Here is a 15657-nt window from a genome sequence, read left to right on the forward strand (position 1 = left end):
AACACGTTCTAGTTATTCGACATGGACTTCGTCATCGTCGCAGGTCTCCAGCGCGCAGGGGGATGGCAATTGTCGGCTGGTGGCGCCCAGGGTCAGCGAAGCCCCGCGAGGGGATTGTCCGTAGTCGCGCCGGGGCCCGGGTGTACCCGTAGTTCGCCGGTGCCGATTCGCTCGCCGCATGCCGAGCACGTCGGCTCGACCGTCATCGTCTGGCCGCAGGAGTGTGTCGACACCACTGGTGCGCCGTCCTCGGCGGTCCACCGGTCACCCCACTGACGTAACGCGGCCAGAACCGTCCAGAGGTCCCGGCCCTTCTCGGTGAGGCGGTAGTCGTAGCGCACCGGGTTGTCCTGGTACGGCTCCTTCGCCAGGATGTCGTGTTCGACGAGGGTGTCCAGTCGCTGGGTCAACACGTTGCGCGCGATGCCGAGCCGCGACGAGAACTCGTCGAATCGCGTCACACCGAACATCGCGTCCCGGACGATCAGCAGCGTCCACCATTCGCCGACGATCTCCAGAGTTTGGGCGATCGAGCAGTTCATCTCGGCGAATGAGGCGCGGCGCATGGGATCGAGAGTAGTGGGTTGCGTGACGCAACTCAATCTGCTTGCATGAGTTGCGTGAAGCAACTCAGCAGGCAAGAAGCCATTGATGACGGATTGTTGGACAGTTTCGGAGCGACCCCGACCGGAGATGGTCGATGGTCGGCGACCATCGACCGTTCCTGGTGGGGATGGTCGGGCCCGCACGGTGGTGCCATCGCGGCGCTGGCCGTCCGGGTCGGCGCCGATGCAGCGCCGGGTACGACGGTGCGCGCTCTCGATCTGCGATTCGTCGGCAAGCCCGACGGCGGGGAGTTGCTCCTGACGCCGACGGTCCGGGAGGTCGGTCGGCACACGAGGGTCGTCGACGTCACGGTCACCCAGGCGGGTGTCGACATCGCGTCGGCATCAGTCACGACCGGGCGGGTCGGGGAATCCGCACCTGCCGATGTCATCGACCGGGTCGCGGGCGTTCCCGGCCCGGAAGGGCTCGACCCCTTCATGATTCCCCCGGAGATCGTGCCGATGGGCGCGCAGCTCGATGTGCGACCGGTCGACGGTCCGCTCGCGCTCACCGGAGCCGACGAGGCCTGGATGCGGGCATGGATCACCACCCGAACCCCGATGGCCGTCGACGCAGGTTACCTGGCCCTGCTGGCGGATTGCCTACCGCCCGCCGTCTTCCCGACTCTGACTGCGCCGCTTGCACTTCCGACGGTGGCATTCTCCATGCATGTGACGGCGCCGCTGGACGACGCCACTCCGGCGCCGATTCTCGTCCATACGCGTAACACCTCGACGTCCGGCGGCTGGTCGGTCGACGACACCACGCTGCGCGACCGCGGCGGCCGGCTCCTCGCCTCCGCGCGCCAGAGTCGCCGGGTTCTCGGATGGCCGGTCCGATGACGGTCACTCGAAGCGGCCCGGCGACGCCGGCGCCGACTGTCGCGCGGCCCGGCCTCGTCCTGCTCATCCTGTCCGGGGCGGCGTTCATGGCCAGCCTCGACGTCTTCATCGTCAACGTCGCCTTCGACGACATCGGCGCCGACTTCACCGGCGCGACCCTGTCCCAGATGTCCTGGATCCTCAACGCGTACGCCATCCTGTATGCGGCGCTCCTTGTTCCGGCGGGCCGGATCGTCGATCGGTACGGCCGCAAGGGCGGCTTCCTGCTCGGTCTCGCGATCTTCACCGCGGCGAGTGCGGCATGTGCCGCGGCGCAGGGCGTCTGGTGGCTGGTGGCATTCCGCGCACTGCAGGCACTCGGCGCGGCGATTCTGACCCCGGCGAGCCTGGGTCTGGTCGTGGCGACGTTGCCGCCGGAACGTCGGGCCCGGTCGGTGCGCATCTGGGCGGCCACCGGCGCCCTGGCCGCGGCCTTCGGGCCGGCCGTCGGCGGTCTTCTCGTCGAGGCGTCGTGGCGCTGGGTGTTTCTGGTCAACGTGCCCGTCGGCGTGGCGGCGATCGTCGCCGGGGCGATCGTACTGTCCCGCCCCCAAAACGTCTCGGCCAGTGGCTTTCCGGACGCGTTGGGCGCGCTTCTCCTGGTCGTCTCGGTGGGGGCCTTGACACTCGGTCTGGTCCAGGGGAGTGAGTGGGGTTGGACGGACGCGCGGATCACCGGTGCGTGGATCGTCGCCGGGGTAGGGCTCGTCGGCTTCGTCCTCAGTTCGGCGCGTCATCCCGAACCGGTGATCTCGCCTGCACTGCTGCGGATCCGGGCCTTCTCGGTCGCGAACGTGACGATGCTGCTGTTCTCCATCCCGTTCGCCGGCGCACTTCTCGCGAACATCCTGTGGTTGCAGCAGGTCTGGGGCTTCTCGCCGATCGTGACGGGTCTCGCGGTGTCAACCGGACCGCTGATGGTCCCGATCTTCGCGGCCGTGTCGCATCGCCTCAGTGCGCGGGTCCCGGTGGGGCGACTCGTCGCCTTCGGTTGTGTGCTCTTCGGTCTCGGGTCGGCCCTCATCGCCCTGTCGGTCGACGCCACACCGGATTTCGCCACCGAGTTCCTGCCTGGCTGGCTGGTCGGCGGTGTCGGAGTGGGCTTCGCGTTGCCGTCGATCCTGTCCTCGGCGACCGCCGACCTCCCCGCAGATCAGGCCGCGACCGGGAGCGCGGTGGTCAACATGAGTCGTCAGATCGGCATGTCCCTGGGCGTCAGCTTGCTGGTCGCGATCATCGGCACCTCGGCGGTGTACGCCGATGTGCACGACTCGTTCCTGACCGCCTGGTGGGTACTCGCGGGAATCGCTGCGCTGGGCGCGATCTCGGCGTTGGGGATGACCCCGCGCGCGGTGCTGAATTCCGCTGCCTGAGGTGTGAGGACCCATTGCTCCCTGAGGTGTGAGGAGCGCAAGCCGCCGGGCCGAGCAAGCGACGAAGGAGCGCGTCGAGGTCGACGAGCCTCGAAGGGCATGGTGACGTGCCTTGTGAAACCCTTCGTGAAGCGCTTCGCTCGCAGCTCAGGGAGCAGTGAAGGATCAACACCTCAGGGCCGCGTGAACCGCTCTCGGCGACCGAGGCCGCGGAGCCGCACCCACTCGGCGAAGCCCTTCGGATCGCGTTGCTGCACAAGGAAGAACCAACCGAAGCGGGCATACTCCTGCGGCAACAGCTTCCGGAGTCCGGGCTGGCTCATCAGGTAGCCGCGGTTGCGGTAGGTGAAGAACCGCTTGGTGTCGTTGTCGGGGTACTGGGTGTGCATGCGACCGCCCAGGATCGGTCGGAATTCCGCCGAGCCGTCGGGGTGGAGGTATCCCGCGCGAAGGCAGGTGCCGAACCGTACGCCCGAGCGGACCAACCGACGGTGCACCTCCACCTCGTCGCCGCGGAAGAACAGCCGCAGGTCCGGCACGCCCACCTGCTCGAGGCACCGTGCGGAAAACAGAGCGCCGTTGAACAGCGACGCGATGCCGGGCAGCAGATCGTCGTCCTGGGTTTCACCGTCGGCAAAAAGCTCGGACCGCTTACGGCGCCACACGAGTCCGCGTCGCAGCGGGAAGGCGAGGGTGTCCGGGTCGTCGAGGTTGGCGACCACTGGCGACACCTCGTCGAGATCATGCCGTGCGGCGCAGTCGAGCAGCGTCGAGAGAACCGTCGGACCGTCGGGTCGGCCGTCGTCGTCGGCGCACCAGACCCAGTCGGCGCCGAGGGCGAGCGCATGCAGCATGCCCAGCGCGAATCCGCCGGCACCGCCGAGATTGCGTCTCGACCCGAGGTAGGTCGTCGGAACGGGCTGTGCCGCAACGAGTTCGGCGACTTCTGGTTCGTCGGCGTTGTCGACGACGATCAGATGGTCGACGGGCCGGTCCTGGCCAGAGACCACGGCCAGCGACTCGGCGAGCAACTCCGCGCGACGGTGCGTGACCACGACCGCGACGACCTTCGGAGCGACGGCGCCGTCGGTCACTCCGGGGTCCCTTTCTTGTCCGCCTTCTCCAGGTCGGCGATCACCCGGCGGACGTGTGCCGCGGCGTCGGGGCCCTCGTACGCCTCGACGACCTCTTCGATGCCGCCTTCCATGCGGACCTGTCCGTGGTCGATCCACAGGGCGCGGTCGCACAGCTGGGCCAGGAACTCGTTGGAATGGCTGGCGAACACCAGGATTCCCGACCGCTCGACGAGCGCCTGGAGCCGACCCCGCGCCTTGCGCATGAAGTCGGCGTCGACGGCGCCGATGCCCTCGTCGAGGATGAGGATCTCCGGGTCGATGGAGGTCACCACGCCGAGTGCGATGCGCACCCGCATACCGGTGGAGTAGGTGCGCAGCGGCATCTGCAGGTAGTCGCCGAGCTCGGTGAACTCCGCGATGTCGTCGATCTTCTTGAGCATCTCCTTGCGCGTCATGCCCAGGAACATGCCGCGGATGATGATGTTCTCGTAGCCGGAGATCTCGGGGTCCATGCCGACGCCGAGGTCGAAGACGGGGGCGACCCGGCCGTGCACCCGGCAGGCGCCGCGCGTGGGTTCGTAGATGCCCGACAGCAGACGCAGCAGCGTCGACTTGCCGGCGCCGTTGTGGCCGACCAGCCCGATCCGGTCGCCGTGCTTGAGGTGCAGGTTGATGTCCTTGAGTGCCTCGACGACGACCACGTTCGACTCGGTGGAGCCGATGACGCCGCCGGCCGCGCCGATGACCGACTTCTTGAGCGACCGGGTCTTGGCGTCGAAGATCGGGAAGTCCACACACGCGTCCCACGTGTCCACGCGGACGCGGTTGTCTCCGAGATCGTTGTTCCTGGCCATCGAATCCGTCCCTACACCCAGTACGCCACGCGGGCCCGGTAGTTGCGCAACACCAGCATGGCCAGCACCCAGCCCACGGCGGTGCAGCCCAGGACGACGGCCCAGTGGTAGAACTCGACCGGCTCGCCCAGCAGCGGTCCGCGCGCTATTTCCAGATAATGGAACATCGGGTTCAGCTCGACGAGCTTCAATCTCGACGACGCCTCGCCGGTCGCGTTCCCGAGGCTCTGCGTCGTCCAGATGATCGGCGTCATGAAGAAGACCAGCTGCACCGCGGTGGTGAGGAGCTGGCCGATGTCGCGGAATCGGGTCGACAGGATGCCGAACACGATCGTCACCCAGATCGAATTGACCACATACAGCGCGAGGGCCGGGACGATCAGCGTGACGGTCCAGTTGAGCGGCGGCGGGAAGATCAGGAACAGGATGACGATGATGACGACGTTGTGCGCGAAGATGATCAGCGCTCGCCACACCACGCGGTAGACGTGCACGCTCACGGGGGCCGGAAGCTGTTTGATCAGGCCCTCGTTCTTCGAGAAGACCTCGGAGCCCTCGAGGATCGAGCTCGAGATGAAGTTCCAGAAGATGAAGCCGAGCGCGACGTACGGCAGGAACACCCTGATGTCCATGCCGAAGAGCTCGCCGTAGAGCAGACCCATCGCGATCGCGGTCACACCGGTCGCGATCACGATCCACAGCGGTCCCAGGACCGAACGTCGGTAGCGCTGCTTGATGTCCTGCCAGCCGAGGTGGAACCACAGTTCGCGGCTCGCGAAACCGTCGCGGAGGTCCTTGACCGCGCGCGCGAAGCTGCGCGAATCAGAGCCCTGGGGACGCGCGGGGATCGCGTCGTCGTCTACTACCGCTGACACGAGGAGTCAGCGTACCCCTCGGCCCATCCGCTGCCCGCTGCCGGTTGAGCGGGTGACCCTGAGCCGGTTGATCCCGGTGTGGCGACCTAGAGGTACTGCCCCGTGCTGTGGCCGGGTCCGCCGGCACCACCGGGGGCGGGCATGCCGGGCGGAAGCGCGCCCTGACGCATCTGTTCGAGCTGGGCTCGAGCGGCCATCTGCTGGGCGAACAGTGCGGTCTGGATGCCGTGGAACAGTCCCTCGAGCCAGCCCACGAGCTGGGCCTGGGCGATGCGGAGCTCGGCATCCGACGGGGTGCCCTCGTCGGAGAAGGGGAGTGCGAGACGTTCGAGTTCTTCGCGCAGCTCGGGCGCGAGGCCTTCTTCGAGTTCACGCACCGACGATTGGTGGATCTCACGCAGGCGATTGCGCGACGCGTCGTCGAGAGGAGCCGCACGCACCTCTTCGAGCAGCTGCTTGATCATCGTGCCGATGCGCATGACCTTGGCGGGTTGCTCGACCATGTCGGCGACGCTGGTCGATTCCGACGACTCGCCGTCCATCTGCCCATCCGTGCCCGCGCCGACGACGATCACGTTGTCGGAGTCGCCGGCCGAGCCGAACGGTCCTGAGGTGGGGCCGGGTCCTGGAGTGCCTTCGATAGCCATGCGTCCCATTGTGCCCGGACACCGCGAAACGGCAGATGGCCGACGTCTATCCTCGTGCCCATGGCTTTCGACGTCGCCTACGTGCGTGGATTGATTCCATCGCTCGGCGACGGCTGGATCCACCTCGACCCGCAGGCGGGGATGCAGATCCCCGATTCGGTCGCGACCGCTGTGACCACCAGTTTCCGCTCTCTGTCCGCCGCCCCGGGCGGGGTCTACCCGTCGGCTCGCACGAGCGCGGAGGTGGTCGACGGTGCCCGGCGCGCGATCGCCGATCTCGTCGGCGGAGACGCCGCGGGTGTGGTGCTCGGACCGTCGCGGTACGTGCTGCTGGCCGGTCTGGCGGAGGCCCTCGCGCCGCATGCGTGGCTGCGGGGTGACGTCGTCGTCACGCGTCAGGATGACGAGCCGAACATCGTGCCGTGGCTGCGCGCGGCGGATCGTTACGGCGGCCGGGTTCGCTGGGCCGAGGTCGACGTCGAGACCGGCGGACTACCGGCCTGGCAGTTCGGCGATCTCGTCACGCCCGATACGGAGGTCGTCGCGGTGACCCTCGCGTCGTCCACGACCGGGGCCGTCACCGACATCAGCGAGATCGCGCCGCTGGTCCGCGAAGCCGGCGCGCTTCTGGTCGTCGACGCCACCAACGCGGCGCCGTACATCAGCCTGGACATCCACGACCTGGGTGCCGACGTCCTCGTCGTCTCGGCCGAGCGGTGGGGTGGTCCGCGCATGGCGGCCATGGCCTTCCGCGAACCCCACCTGATCGACCGGCTGAAGCTGATGTCGATGGACCCGTCCGCGCGCGGACCCGCCCGGCTCGAACCCGAACCGCAGCAGGGCGCGATGCTCGCCGGGTTGGTCGCGTCGGTGGAACATCTCGCGGGACTCGACGAGTCCGGGATCGGCAAGCGCCGGCGGCGTCTCGTCACGTCGATGGACGGTGTGTACGAGTATCTGCAGCGCCTCAACTATTACCTGGTCACGACCCTTTCCCAGCTCAACCATGTGAACCTCGTGGGGACCGAGGAGAATCGGATACCGCTGGCGAGCTTCACCGTGGAGTCGGTGGGTGCCGACAAGGTCGTCCGGCGTCTGGCCGACAACGGTGTCTGCGCACTCGCCGACCTTCCCAACCGCGCCCTGGCTCGGATGGGTGCACCCGACTTCGGCGGTGCCGTCACGGTCGGGCTGGCCCCGTACTCGACGCCTTACGAGGTCGATCACCTGGTGCGAACGCTGGGTTCATTGGCCTGAAGCCCGGCAACCCTACCGAAATTCACTATGGTGTTGTTTGGGTTAACGACAATGTATGTCGTCATGCTGTGTCGGCAAAAACGATTGATGGTCCAGAAAAGGGCCCGCCCCGGTCGCTCACCGCTGCGGAGGCCGAGAGCTGGATGAACCTCGTCGACGGCGGCTGGGCGCTCTTCGCCCGCGTCAACGACGAGTTCGCGAAACGGGGCCTGTCCGTATCCGATCTGCGCATTCTCGAAGCGGTCTGTACCAACCGGCAGTTGAGCGTCAGCGAGGTCGCCGACGCCGTGCACATGCGGGTCAGCACGGTGTCGCGCATGATCGGCCGGCTCAGCGACGACGGCAACATCCACCGGTTCGAGTCGAAGGCCGACGGCCGACACCGACTCGTGCGTCTGACCGATCACGGTCGGCGCACCCTCGCCCTCCATGTGAACGCCCGAGATCAGGTGATCCGGCAATTCGTCGTCGACGCGATGACCCCGGAGGAGTTCACCGCCCTCGGCGTCGCGTTCCGCAAGATCCGGGAGGCCGTCGACGCCGCGGAGCCCGCGGCTACCGACTGAGCCCCCGCTCAGCCCGCGACGCTCAGCAGCACCTTCCCGACCACGTCACCGCTGTTGAGATGGTCGTGCGCGGCGTCGGCGTCGGCGAGCGGGAACACGCGATCGACGACGGGTACGACCGTGCCGGCCTCGATCAGCGGCCAGGTCCGGGTCAGGGTCGACGCCACGACCTCGGCCTTGCCGCCGGGACCGTGTACGGGCCGGGCGCGCAGCGTCGTACCCATCACCGACAACCGCTTGGCCAGTAGATGTCCGAGATTGATCTCGGTCGTGGTGCCGCCCTGCATGCCGATGATCACGAGGCGTCCATCAGTGCGCAGTGCTTTCAGGTTCGACTTCAGATACTTCGCGCCGATGATGTCGAGGATGACGTCAGCGCCGCCGGCGTCCTGGAGGATCTCGGCGAAGTCCTGGCTCGAGTAGTCGATGAGGATGTCGGCGCCGAACTCGCGGCAGCGCTCGAGCTTGTCCTGCGTGCGGGCGGTCACCGCGACGCGAGCGCCCATCGCGTGCGCGATCTGGGTGGCGTGGGTGCCGATGCCGCTGGACCCGCCGTGGATCAGCAGGAGCTCGCCGGTGGTCAGATGCGCGGTGTCGAAGATGTTCGACGACACCGTGCACGCCACCTCGGGCAGCGCCGCCGCGGACACCAGGTCGACGCCCTTGGGAACCGCCAGGAGCTGCTCGGCCGGGACCGCCACCTTCTCGGCGTAACCGCCGCCGGCGAGCAGCGCGCACACCTCGTCGCCCTCCGACCAGCCGCTGACCCCGTCGCCGAGCGCCGAGATCCGCCCCGAGACCTCGAGTCCGAGGGTGTCCGACGCACCGGGTGGCGGGGGATAGTTGCCCGCACGCTGCAGGATGTCGGCGCGGTTGACGCCGGCCGCGACCACATCGATCACGACTTCGCCGGCCGCGGGAGTCGGGTCGGGCACATCGGACAGGGACAGGTTCTCTGATTCGACGACGATGGCTTTCACCTCTTCGATGGTGTCACAGCGCACCCGAGTGCCAGGCAGGTCCGGTCCTAGGTTCGTGTGTAACCTTGCTCGTCAGGGAAGCGTGGCAGAGCGGCCGAATGCACTCGCCTTGAAAGCGAGCGTGGGTAAAACCACCGGGGGTTCAAATCCCTCCGCTTCCGCCAGAAGTGTTACTTGTTTGCGCAGGCAAGCCAGCCGCCTGAGTCCGCGCCACCCGTGCCCTGACTGCTCGACGCCGGCAGATGCCTGACGGTCTGCGGCGTTGACGACGGCCTTCAGATCGTCGTCCAGCGGCATGACCTGCATCAGGGTGTTTGAGCAACAGTCTCTGTGGCGACCGTCGATGCGGCCCGCGAGTTGGCCTCACCTCACTGCATCGGTGCTCGACGGACCCGCTTTCCAGGGCTGCGGTGAACCTTGAAATTGACGGGGCCAATTTCAAGGTTAGTGCGTTAACCTTGAAATCACATCGTTGGTTTTCAAGGTTGGATCACCCAGTGGATCTCGAGAGATTGAGAAACAGCCCGGTCGGGGAGCTAGTGCCCATCAGGGGTTACGACCCTCGGTTCAACGAGGAGTACAAGTACTTCGGCTACGTCCCCAACAGACTGCCTGCGGGTTTCGAGTTGCAGGCGTCGACGTACTCGGTCGTTGTCGAAGCGACCGCAGCGCTCGCCCGAGCAGATCAGGCTTCTTCGCTGCTCCCCAATCCCACACTGCTGGCGCGGCCGGCGACGCGCCGCGAGGCAGTCAGCACGTCGGCTCTAGAAGGGACTTACGCGGCACTGTCGGACGTGTTCGAGGCGGACTTCCTTGACAACGACGAGATGACCAGCTCAGTCAGTGAAGTTCGAAACTACGTAACCGCAGCGGAGCGCGCTTACGAGATGATCGGTCAAGGCCGATCGATCTCCATCCGAATGCTCGAAGACCTGCAAGCTGAACTACTCCGAGGCACACCCAGTGACGGTGCACACGCCGGTAGCGTGCGCACCTCTCAGGTCTTCATAGGTGTCGGCAACCGGCGTGTGGATTCGGCCCGCTTCGTTCCGCCTCCAGCGGACCATCGTTTGACCGATGGCTTGGAAGCTTGGCAAGCGTGGATACGCGAGGTCAACGACGTGCCCACGATCATCCGTGTTGCTGTGTCTCACTACCAGTTTGAGACGCTCCACCCGTTTCACGACGGAAACGGTCGCTTGGGTCGGCTCGTCGCGACTTTGCAGCTCATGTGCGCGGGCGAGTTGCGATACCCCATCCTGAACTTGTCTCCATGGCTTGTGCAGAGGCGCTCTGAGTATCAAGAAGGATTGCTTCGCGTGTCACAGACGGGGGACTGGGACACGTGGATTTGCTTTATGTCTGCAGCAATTCACGCCGAGGCTCTCGAGGTTGTGGCCCGAGTCGATCGGCTACTCGCCCTTCGCGAGAGCTTCCAGCTGACACTGCGCGGGTCGAAGGGCGTCGCACTGCGCATCGCTGACGACTTGGTGGGGTACCCAATGATCACGGCCACCCTCGCTTCGAAGTTGTACGGCGTTTCGTACCAAGCAGCGAACTCTGCGATAGCGAAGTTAGTGGACCTGAAAATTCTTCGACAGCGTACCGCTGGCCGGTACGACCGGATCTTTCAGTGCGATGCCGTCCTGACTGCCCTGGAGTACTGAGCGACACCGAGGCCAGAGGAGAAAGATGATGAGCACCGGTGGATTCACCGTTGCGTCGTTCAATGTCAACGGGATCCGCGCCGCGCGCCGTCGGGGGTTCGACGCCTGGCTCGCCGGACGACAGCCCGACGTGGTCGGACTACAGGAACTGCGGTGTGGCATCGACGACGTCGGTGAGTTCGACGGTTACCACGCAGCGGTCGACGTCGGCTCCATCGCGGGACGTAACGGCGTCGCGGTGCTCACCAGAAATGAGCCGGCCGCGGTGCGCACCTGGCTGACCCATCCGCCGAAGGCTCGCGGGCTGTCCGCTTTCGCTCACGAGGGTCGCTACGTCGAGGTCGATCTCGCCGATCGTCCACTGACGGTCGCCAGTCTCTATCTGCCCAAGGGTGGACTCCCGGCCGAGTTGCAGCGTCCCGGCTCGATGCGCGAGGCGCCCGACGGCGGCGCCAAATACGCACGCAAGCAACGCTTTCTGGCCGGGTTCACCCGTGAGCTCGCGCGCAACCGGCTCACCGCCCGCCGCGCCGGCCGAGAGTTTCTACTCCTCGGCGACCTCAACGTGGCACACCTCGAACACGACGTCACCAACTGGCGCGCGGCCCGCAAGATGGAGGGCTTCCTTCCCGAAGAACGCGCCTGGTTCGGCGAGATCACCGGTCCGCGCCGGCTGGTGGACGTCGTACGCGCCCTGCACGGTGACCGTCCCGGACCGCTCACCTGGTGGAGCTGGGCGGGGGCGTCGTTCGTCAAGGACGTCGGGTGGCGCATCGACCACCAGCTCGCCTCGCCCGCGCTTGCCCGGCGGGCGCGCTCGGTGGTGGTCGACAAGGAGGCGTCGCCGGACCTTCGGCTGTCCGATCACGCCCCGCTGGTCGTCGAGTACGCCGAGCTGTGATCCGGGGCTCCCGCGTCCCTGATCGATGGTGGTCGCCGAGTGGCTTCGACTCGGCGCCTCGCTGGCGCTCGGTGCCGGCTCAACCAGCGGTGGTTGCGGTTGCGGCTGCGGCTCACCCAGCGGTGGTTGTAGCTCACCCGACCGGCTCAACCGGCAAGAGGTGGCGCCGGCTCTACCAGCAGTGGGGAGGCTGCGATGACATCGTATGGACAGTTCTGTCCGGTGGCCAAGGCGATGGAATTGCTCGACGAGCGCTGGACGATCCTCATCGTCCGCGAACTACTCTTGGGCAGTCGGCATTTCAACGAGTTGCGACGCGGGGTGCCGAAGATGTCGCCGGCTCTGCTCACCAAGCGCCTGCGCAGTCTGGAACGTGCCGGGGTGATCAACCGCAGCGTTGTCGGCGGTCGTTCGGTGTACACGTTGACGACGATGGGCGAGGAGCTCGCCACGGTCGTAGAGGCACTGAGCGCGTGGGGAATCCGCTGGATCGGCGAGCTGGGCGACGCCGACCTCGACCCGCATCTGCTCATGTGGGACATGCACCGCACCGTCCCGGTCGACCGGTGGCCGCGACGACGCACCATGGTGCAGTTCGTCTTTCGCGATGTCATCGGCAAGGCGAGCACATGGTGGCTGGTCGTCGCGGGTGGTGAGGCGCAGGTGTGCGACTTCGACCCCGGTTACGAACTCGACGCCACCGTGATGACCGATCTGCGTACTCTCACCGAGATCTGGCGGGGCGACATCGACTGGCGTCTGGCGCTCGCCGCCGACCGCGTCGAGATCCACGGTGCCGCGGAGGTGGCACGAGACGTGCCGTCGTGGATCGGGCAGAGCCTCTCGTCGGCGGTCCCGCGACCGGCGTGAGCGCCGCGGGCACCGTCAGGCGATGTCCCGGCGGAACGTCGTGTAGCGACCGATGACCGCGAACGCGGCGATGTAGGCGAGCATGACGAGGGCGCCGGCCCATTGCGGGAGCAGGTCGTCACTGCCACCACCCATCGTGGCGAAGAAGCTGGAGCCGACGAGGGCGTCGGCGGCGGACCCGGGCAGGAACTTCGACACCGACGACGTGACGTCGAAGGTCGCCAGCGCGATGCGTGCGATCGGTTCCACGAGCTGGGTGAAGGCCAGCAGGATCACGATCGCGGCGACCTGGTTGGACACCACAGCGCCGAACGCCACCCCCATCGCGGTCCACAGCACCATCACCAGCATCGACAGGCCGATCACCTCGAGGGTGGAGCTGTCGCCGAGGAATGCGCCGTCCCCGACCGTCGCGAGGATCGGTGCCGCCGTCGCGACGACCGCGAGAGTGCCGAGGACGCCGTAGAGGAGTCCCATCGGGATGCCGGCGATCAGCTTGGCCACCAACAGGATTCCGCGTCGCGGTTCGACGAGCAGGCTCGCCGTGATGGTCTTGTGCCGGAACTCCCCGGTCACCGCGAGGCTGCCGATCACCAGGGCGAACACGTAACCGATCGGGCTGGTGAGGGCGTAGATCGAGCGGGCCAGATCGGCGCCGACGAGCGTCGTGGGTTGTTGCATGGCATTCTCGGTCGTCATCGAGAACGCCAGTGCCGCACCGATGAACCCGAGGTAGGCGACCATGGCGATGAGCAGGACCCACCACATCCGCGTGGAGGTGAACTTGCGGTACTCGGCGATCAGGGCGGCCCTCATCGGACGGCCCCCGGCGACGTCGGTGCCCCGTTCGGGCCGGGATCGGCTGACCCGCCGGAGAAATGACTGGTCGGTGCGTCCGAAGACTTCGTGAGGTGCAGGAAGACCGCCTCGAGGTCGGCGCCGACGTCGGCGAGCTGGTGGAGTTCGATGCCCGCGGTGAAGGCGGCCGTCCCGACCGTGGCCGCGCTCACGCCGGGCACCCGGAAACCGTCGTGCGTGTCCTCGAGTTTCCACCCGCGTTCGCCCGCGAGTGCGACGAACGACGCGCGCGACGGCGTCCGCACGACGACCGCGTGCTCGGCCAGCGCCTCGAAGTCGGCGAGCGTGGAGGCCCGGACCAGTTTGCCGTTGCCGATCACCACCACATCGTCGACGGTGCTCCGCACCTCGGCGAGCACGTGGCTGGAGACCACGACCGTTCGACCCTCGTGGGCGAGCGACCGCAGCAGCCCGCGCAGCCACACGATGCCCTGGGGGTCGAGGCCGTTGGCCGGCTCGTCGAGCAGGATGATCTGCGGATCGCCGAGCAGTGCGGTGGCCAGGCCGAGGCGCTGCCGCATGCCCATCGAGTAGCCGCCGACGCGGCGGTCCGCGGCCTGGGACAGTCCGACGAAGTCGAGCACTTCCCGGCACCGCGACGTCGGGACCCCGACCTGCGGGGCGAGTGCCTTCAGGTGCCCGAGTCCGGTGCGCCCGGGGTGGAAGCTCGACGCCTCGAGCGCCGCGCCGACATGCTGGGCGGGTCGCGGGATCTCCCGGAACGGGCGGTCGCCGATGAGTGCTCGGCCGGCGGTCGGTTCGACCAGGCCCAGGAGCATCCGCAGCGTCGTGGTCTTGCCCGAACCGTTCGGTCCGAGGAACCCGGTGACGCGACCGGGGGCAACGGTGAACGACAGGTCGTCGACCGCGGTCAGGTTGCCGAATCGCTTGGTGAGACCGTCGATCGTGATCGCGGGTGACTCCATCGGTGCCTTCCGTCGGTGGGCTGGCCCATACGCTATCAAACGCGCACGTGGTCAACCGCTTTCATGTCGAAACCTGCCGTGTACGAGTCACACTCGTTGCAGGACAACACATCCGACGATGCGGTCACAACCAATCGCGTTTGCGGAACGACAGATAGAGGCCGACCACCACGACGAGGATCAGCGTCGTGCTGGTGATGAAGCCGAGTAGTCGGTCGAAACCGGGGAACGGAACGTTCTGCCCGTAGAAGCCGGTGATGGCCGTCGGCACGGCGATGATCGCGGCCCACGCGGTCAGCTTCTTCATGACGGTGTTGAGTCGCGCGTCGGCGAGGGTCAGGTTGGTCTCGAAGACGGTGGTGATCATGTCCCGCAACGACTCTGTCCACTCCGACGCCCGGAGCGCGTGGTCGTAGAGATCGGAGAAATGCGGGTCGAGCTCCGGTGGCGCGTGGTTGTCGAACCGCCGTCGTTGGATGCCGGCGATCACCTCGCGCATCGGCAGGACCACCCGTCGCAGGACGACGAGGTCCTTGCGGAGGTCGTAGGTTCGGCGCTGCAGTTCGCGGCCGGGGATGCGCTCGTCGAACAGCAGTGCCTCGAGGTCCTCGATCTCGTCGTCGAGGCGTTGCACGGCGTCGAAGTGTCCGTCCACGACGACATCGAGCAGTCCGTGCACGAGCGCGCCGATCCCGTATTGCGTGGCGCCGCTGTCCGACCAACGCCGCATGACCTCGTCGATGTCGAGCGCCGGGGTCGGTCGCACGGTGATGAGTGCGTTCCGTTTGACGAAGATCGAGATGCGGTGCAGGTCGAACATCCGCGCCCGACCGTTCGCGGAGGCGCGGAAGTCGGTGGCCGCGGAGCCGTCGTCATCGTCGTCGTCCCGGTCGTCGGCCGGCGACTCGCCGTTGTGCAGCGACACCGCGTAGACCATCACGAAGGTGTGCCCGGTGTAGGTGACTGTCTTGACCCGTTCGGCCGCCGCGACCGTGTCCTCGATCGCGAACGGGTCGAGGTCGAGCTCGGCCGCCAACCGGGACAGGGTCTCGTGGGTGGGGCTTTCCAGATCCGCCCAGATCAACTTCTCCGGATTGTCGAGACAGGTGGAGATCTCCTCGAGGTCGAAGCCATCCACCGGGTCGCCGTTCCGCCAGATCTGACCACGGATGCGTTCGACGCCGCGAGGTCCCGACACATCCGAGGGAACTGTCATGTGGCCATCGTGACACCGGTGGGGGTGTTCCGTCGGTGCGACAGGCAGGCGAGACGTCGACCACACCGGGTGGTCGTCGCCCGCGGGTAGCATCGAAATCGGTG

General features: G+C 67.0%; 16 protein-coding genes and 1 tRNA gene. 8 read left to right on the forward strand and 9 right to left on the reverse strand.

The features are described from left to right. Positions 1 to 92: 92 nt before the first annotated feature. Positions 93 to 566, reverse strand: coding sequence for a helix-turn-helix domain-containing protein (locus tag KB201_RS05800; protein ID WP_165629188.1), 474 nt, complete (start codon positions 564 to 566; stop codon positions 93 to 95). A gap of 54 nt (positions 567 to 620) precedes the next feature. Between KB201_RS05800 and KB201_RS05805 the strand changes: the two genes are divergently transcribed. Together KB201_RS05805 and KB201_RS05810 are read left to right on the forward strand one after the other, a co-directional pair. Next, a complete protein-coding gene (locus KB201_RS05805; protein ID WP_165630744.1) occupies positions 621 to 1448 on the forward strand; it encodes an acyl-CoA thioesterase II in 828 nt (275 codons plus the stop codon). Then, the gene (locus KB201_RS05810; RefSeq protein WP_165629187.1) at positions 1433 to 2860 is read left to right on the forward strand and encodes a DHA2 family efflux MFS transporter permease subunit; all 1428 of its coding nucleotides are present in this window, start codon (positions 1433 to 1435) and stop codon (positions 2858 to 2860) included. Before KB201_RS05805 ends, KB201_RS05810 begins: the two co-directional genes overlap by 16 nt. A gap of 173 nt (positions 2861 to 3033) precedes the next feature. Here KB201_RS05810 and KB201_RS05815 read toward each other — a convergent pair whose 3' ends face one another. The 4 genes from KB201_RS05815 to KB201_RS05830 all read right to left on the reverse strand — a co-directional run bounded on the left by KB201_RS05815 (position 3034) and on the right by KB201_RS05830 (position 6312). Beyond that, the gene (locus KB201_RS05815) at positions 3034 to 3954 is read right to left on the reverse strand and encodes a glycosyltransferase (RefSeq protein WP_165629186.1); all 921 of its coding nucleotides are present in this window, start codon (positions 3952 to 3954) and stop codon (positions 3034 to 3036) included. Then, positions 3951 to 4790, reverse strand: a complete 840-nt coding sequence (locus tag KB201_RS05820; protein ID WP_068971148.1) for an ABC transporter ATP-binding protein — start codon at positions 4788 to 4790, stop codon at positions 3951 to 3953. Before KB201_RS05820 ends, KB201_RS05815 begins: the two co-directional genes overlap by 4 nt. 11 nt (positions 4791 to 4801) lie before the next feature. Next, positions 4802 to 5665 carry an ABC transporter permease gene (locus KB201_RS05825; protein ID WP_065631226.1) on the reverse strand — a complete coding sequence of 288 codons (864 nt, stop codon included), beginning with the start codon at positions 5663 to 5665 and terminating at the stop codon, positions 4802 to 4804. A gap of 86 nt (positions 5666 to 5751) precedes the next feature. After that, on the reverse strand, positions 5752 to 6312 hold the full coding sequence (locus tag KB201_RS05830; protein ID WP_165629185.1) for a bacterial proteasome activator family protein: 561 nt from the start codon (positions 6310 to 6312) through the stop codon (positions 5752 to 5754). A gap of 60 nt (positions 6313 to 6372) precedes the next feature. Between KB201_RS05830 and KB201_RS05835 the strand changes: the two genes are divergently transcribed. Together KB201_RS05835 and KB201_RS05840 are read left to right on the forward strand one after the other, a co-directional pair. Continuing rightward, the gene (locus KB201_RS05835) at positions 6373 to 7569 is read left to right on the forward strand and encodes a cysteine desulfurase-like protein (protein ID WP_165629184.1); all 1197 of its coding nucleotides are present in this window, start codon (positions 6373 to 6375) and stop codon (positions 7567 to 7569) included. Between the two features lie 143 nt (positions 7570 to 7712). Next, on the forward strand, positions 7713 to 8135 hold the full coding sequence (locus KB201_RS05840) for a MarR family winged helix-turn-helix transcriptional regulator (RefSeq protein WP_211538587.1): 423 nt from the start codon (positions 7713 to 7715) through the stop codon (positions 8133 to 8135). An 8-nt stretch (positions 8136 to 8143) separates the two neighbouring features. On the opposite strand, the gene KB201_RS05845 is transcribed toward KB201_RS05840, so the two are convergent. Then, positions 8144 to 9115, reverse strand: a complete 972-nt coding sequence (locus KB201_RS05845) for an NAD(P)H-quinone oxidoreductase (RefSeq protein ID WP_211538588.1) — start codon at positions 9113 to 9115, stop codon at positions 8144 to 8146. 76 nt (positions 9116 to 9191) lie between these two features. On the opposite strand from KB201_RS05845, the gene KB201_RS05850 reads away from it, so the two are divergent. From KB201_RS05850 to KB201_RS05865, 4 genes are all read left to right on the forward strand, one after another. Beyond that, positions 9192 to 9279 (forward strand) — tRNA-Ser (locus KB201_RS05850). A 333-nt stretch (positions 9280 to 9612) separates the two neighbouring features. Continuing rightward, entirely contained in the window at positions 9613 to 10782 is a 1170-nt protein-coding gene (locus tag KB201_RS05855; RefSeq protein WP_211538589.1) for a Fic family protein, read from the forward strand. A 28-nt stretch (positions 10783 to 10810) separates the two neighbouring features. Then, positions 10811 to 11683, forward strand: coding sequence for an exodeoxyribonuclease III (locus KB201_RS05860; protein WP_058251135.1), 873 nt, complete (start codon positions 10811 to 10813; stop codon positions 11681 to 11683). Positions 11684 to 11878: 195 nt separating this feature from the next. Further along, entirely contained in the window at positions 11879 to 12553 is a 675-nt protein-coding gene (locus tag KB201_RS05865; RefSeq protein WP_058250974.1) for a helix-turn-helix domain-containing protein, read from the forward strand. A gap of 15 nt (positions 12554 to 12568) precedes the next feature. Here the strand turns inward: KB201_RS05865 and KB201_RS05870 are convergent, their stop codons facing one another. The 3 genes from KB201_RS05870 to KB201_RS05880 all read right to left on the reverse strand — a co-directional run bounded on the left by KB201_RS05870 (position 12569) and on the right by KB201_RS05880 (position 15553). After that, complete coding sequence (locus KB201_RS05870) at positions 12569 to 13369, reverse strand: ABC transporter permease subunit (protein WP_058250975.1); 801 nt, start codon at positions 13367 to 13369, stop codon at positions 12569 to 12571. Then, the gene (locus KB201_RS05875) at positions 13366 to 14337 is read right to left on the reverse strand and encodes an ABC transporter ATP-binding protein (RefSeq protein WP_211538590.1); all 972 of its coding nucleotides are present in this window, start codon (positions 14335 to 14337) and stop codon (positions 13366 to 13368) included. The genes KB201_RS05870 and KB201_RS05875 overlap by 4 nt, the downstream gene beginning before the upstream one ends. A 124-nt stretch (positions 14338 to 14461) precedes the next feature. Continuing rightward, complete coding sequence (locus KB201_RS05880; protein ID WP_211538591.1) at positions 14462 to 15553, reverse strand: magnesium transporter CorA family protein; 1092 nt, start codon at positions 15551 to 15553, stop codon at positions 14462 to 14464. Positions 15554 to 15657 lie beyond the last annotated feature (104 nt).

Source organism: Gordonia sp. SCSIO 19800 (genome assembly GCF_018132775.1).
Taxonomy (GTDB): domain Bacteria; phylum Actinomycetota; class Actinomycetes; order Mycobacteriales; family Mycobacteriaceae; genus Gordonia; species Gordonia hongkongensis.

What these genes read in the sequence shown, in the direction of transcription:
- KB201_RS05800 (WP_165629188.1), bottom strand. Translation starts at nt 566, where the DNA reads ATGCGCCGCGCCTCATTCGCCGAGATGAACTGCTCGATCGCCCAAACT.
- KB201_RS05810 (WP_165629187.1), top strand. Translation starts at nt 1,433, where the DNA reads ATGGCCGGTCCGATGACGGTCACTCGAAGCGGCCCGGCGACGCCGGCG.
- KB201_RS05820 (WP_068971148.1), bottom strand. Translation starts at nt 4,790, where the DNA reads ATGGCCAGGAACAACGATCTCGGAGACAACCGCGTCCGCGTGGACACG.
- KB201_RS05830 (WP_165629185.1), bottom strand. Translation starts at nt 6,312, where the DNA reads ATGGCTATCGAAGGCACTCCAGGACCCGGCCCCACCTCAGGACCGTTC.
- KB201_RS05835 (WP_165629184.1), top strand. Translation starts at nt 6,373, where the DNA reads ATGGCTTTCGACGTCGCCTACGTGCGTGGATTGATTCCATCGCTCGGC.
- KB201_RS05840 (WP_211538587.1), top strand. Translation starts at nt 7,713, where the DNA reads ATGAACCTCGTCGACGGCGGCTGGGCGCTCTTCGCCCGCGTCAACGAC.
- KB201_RS05860 (WP_058251135.1), top strand. Translation starts at nt 10,811, where the DNA reads ATGAGCACCGGTGGATTCACCGTTGCGTCGTTCAATGTCAACGGGATC.
- KB201_RS05865 (WP_058250974.1), top strand. Translation starts at nt 11,879, where the DNA reads ATGACATCGTATGGACAGTTCTGTCCGGTGGCCAAGGCGATGGAATTG.
- KB201_RS05870 (WP_058250975.1), bottom strand. Translation starts at nt 13,369, where the DNA reads ATGAGGGCCGCCCTGATCGCCGAGTACCGCAAGTTCACCTCCACGCGG.
- KB201_RS05875 (WP_211538590.1), bottom strand. Translation starts at nt 14,337, where the DNA reads ATGGAGTCACCCGCGATCACGATCGACGGTCTCACCAAGCGATTCGGC.
- KB201_RS05880 (WP_211538591.1), bottom strand. Translation starts at nt 15,553, where the DNA reads ATGACAGTTCCCTCGGATGTGTCGGGACCTCGCGGCGTCGAACGCATC.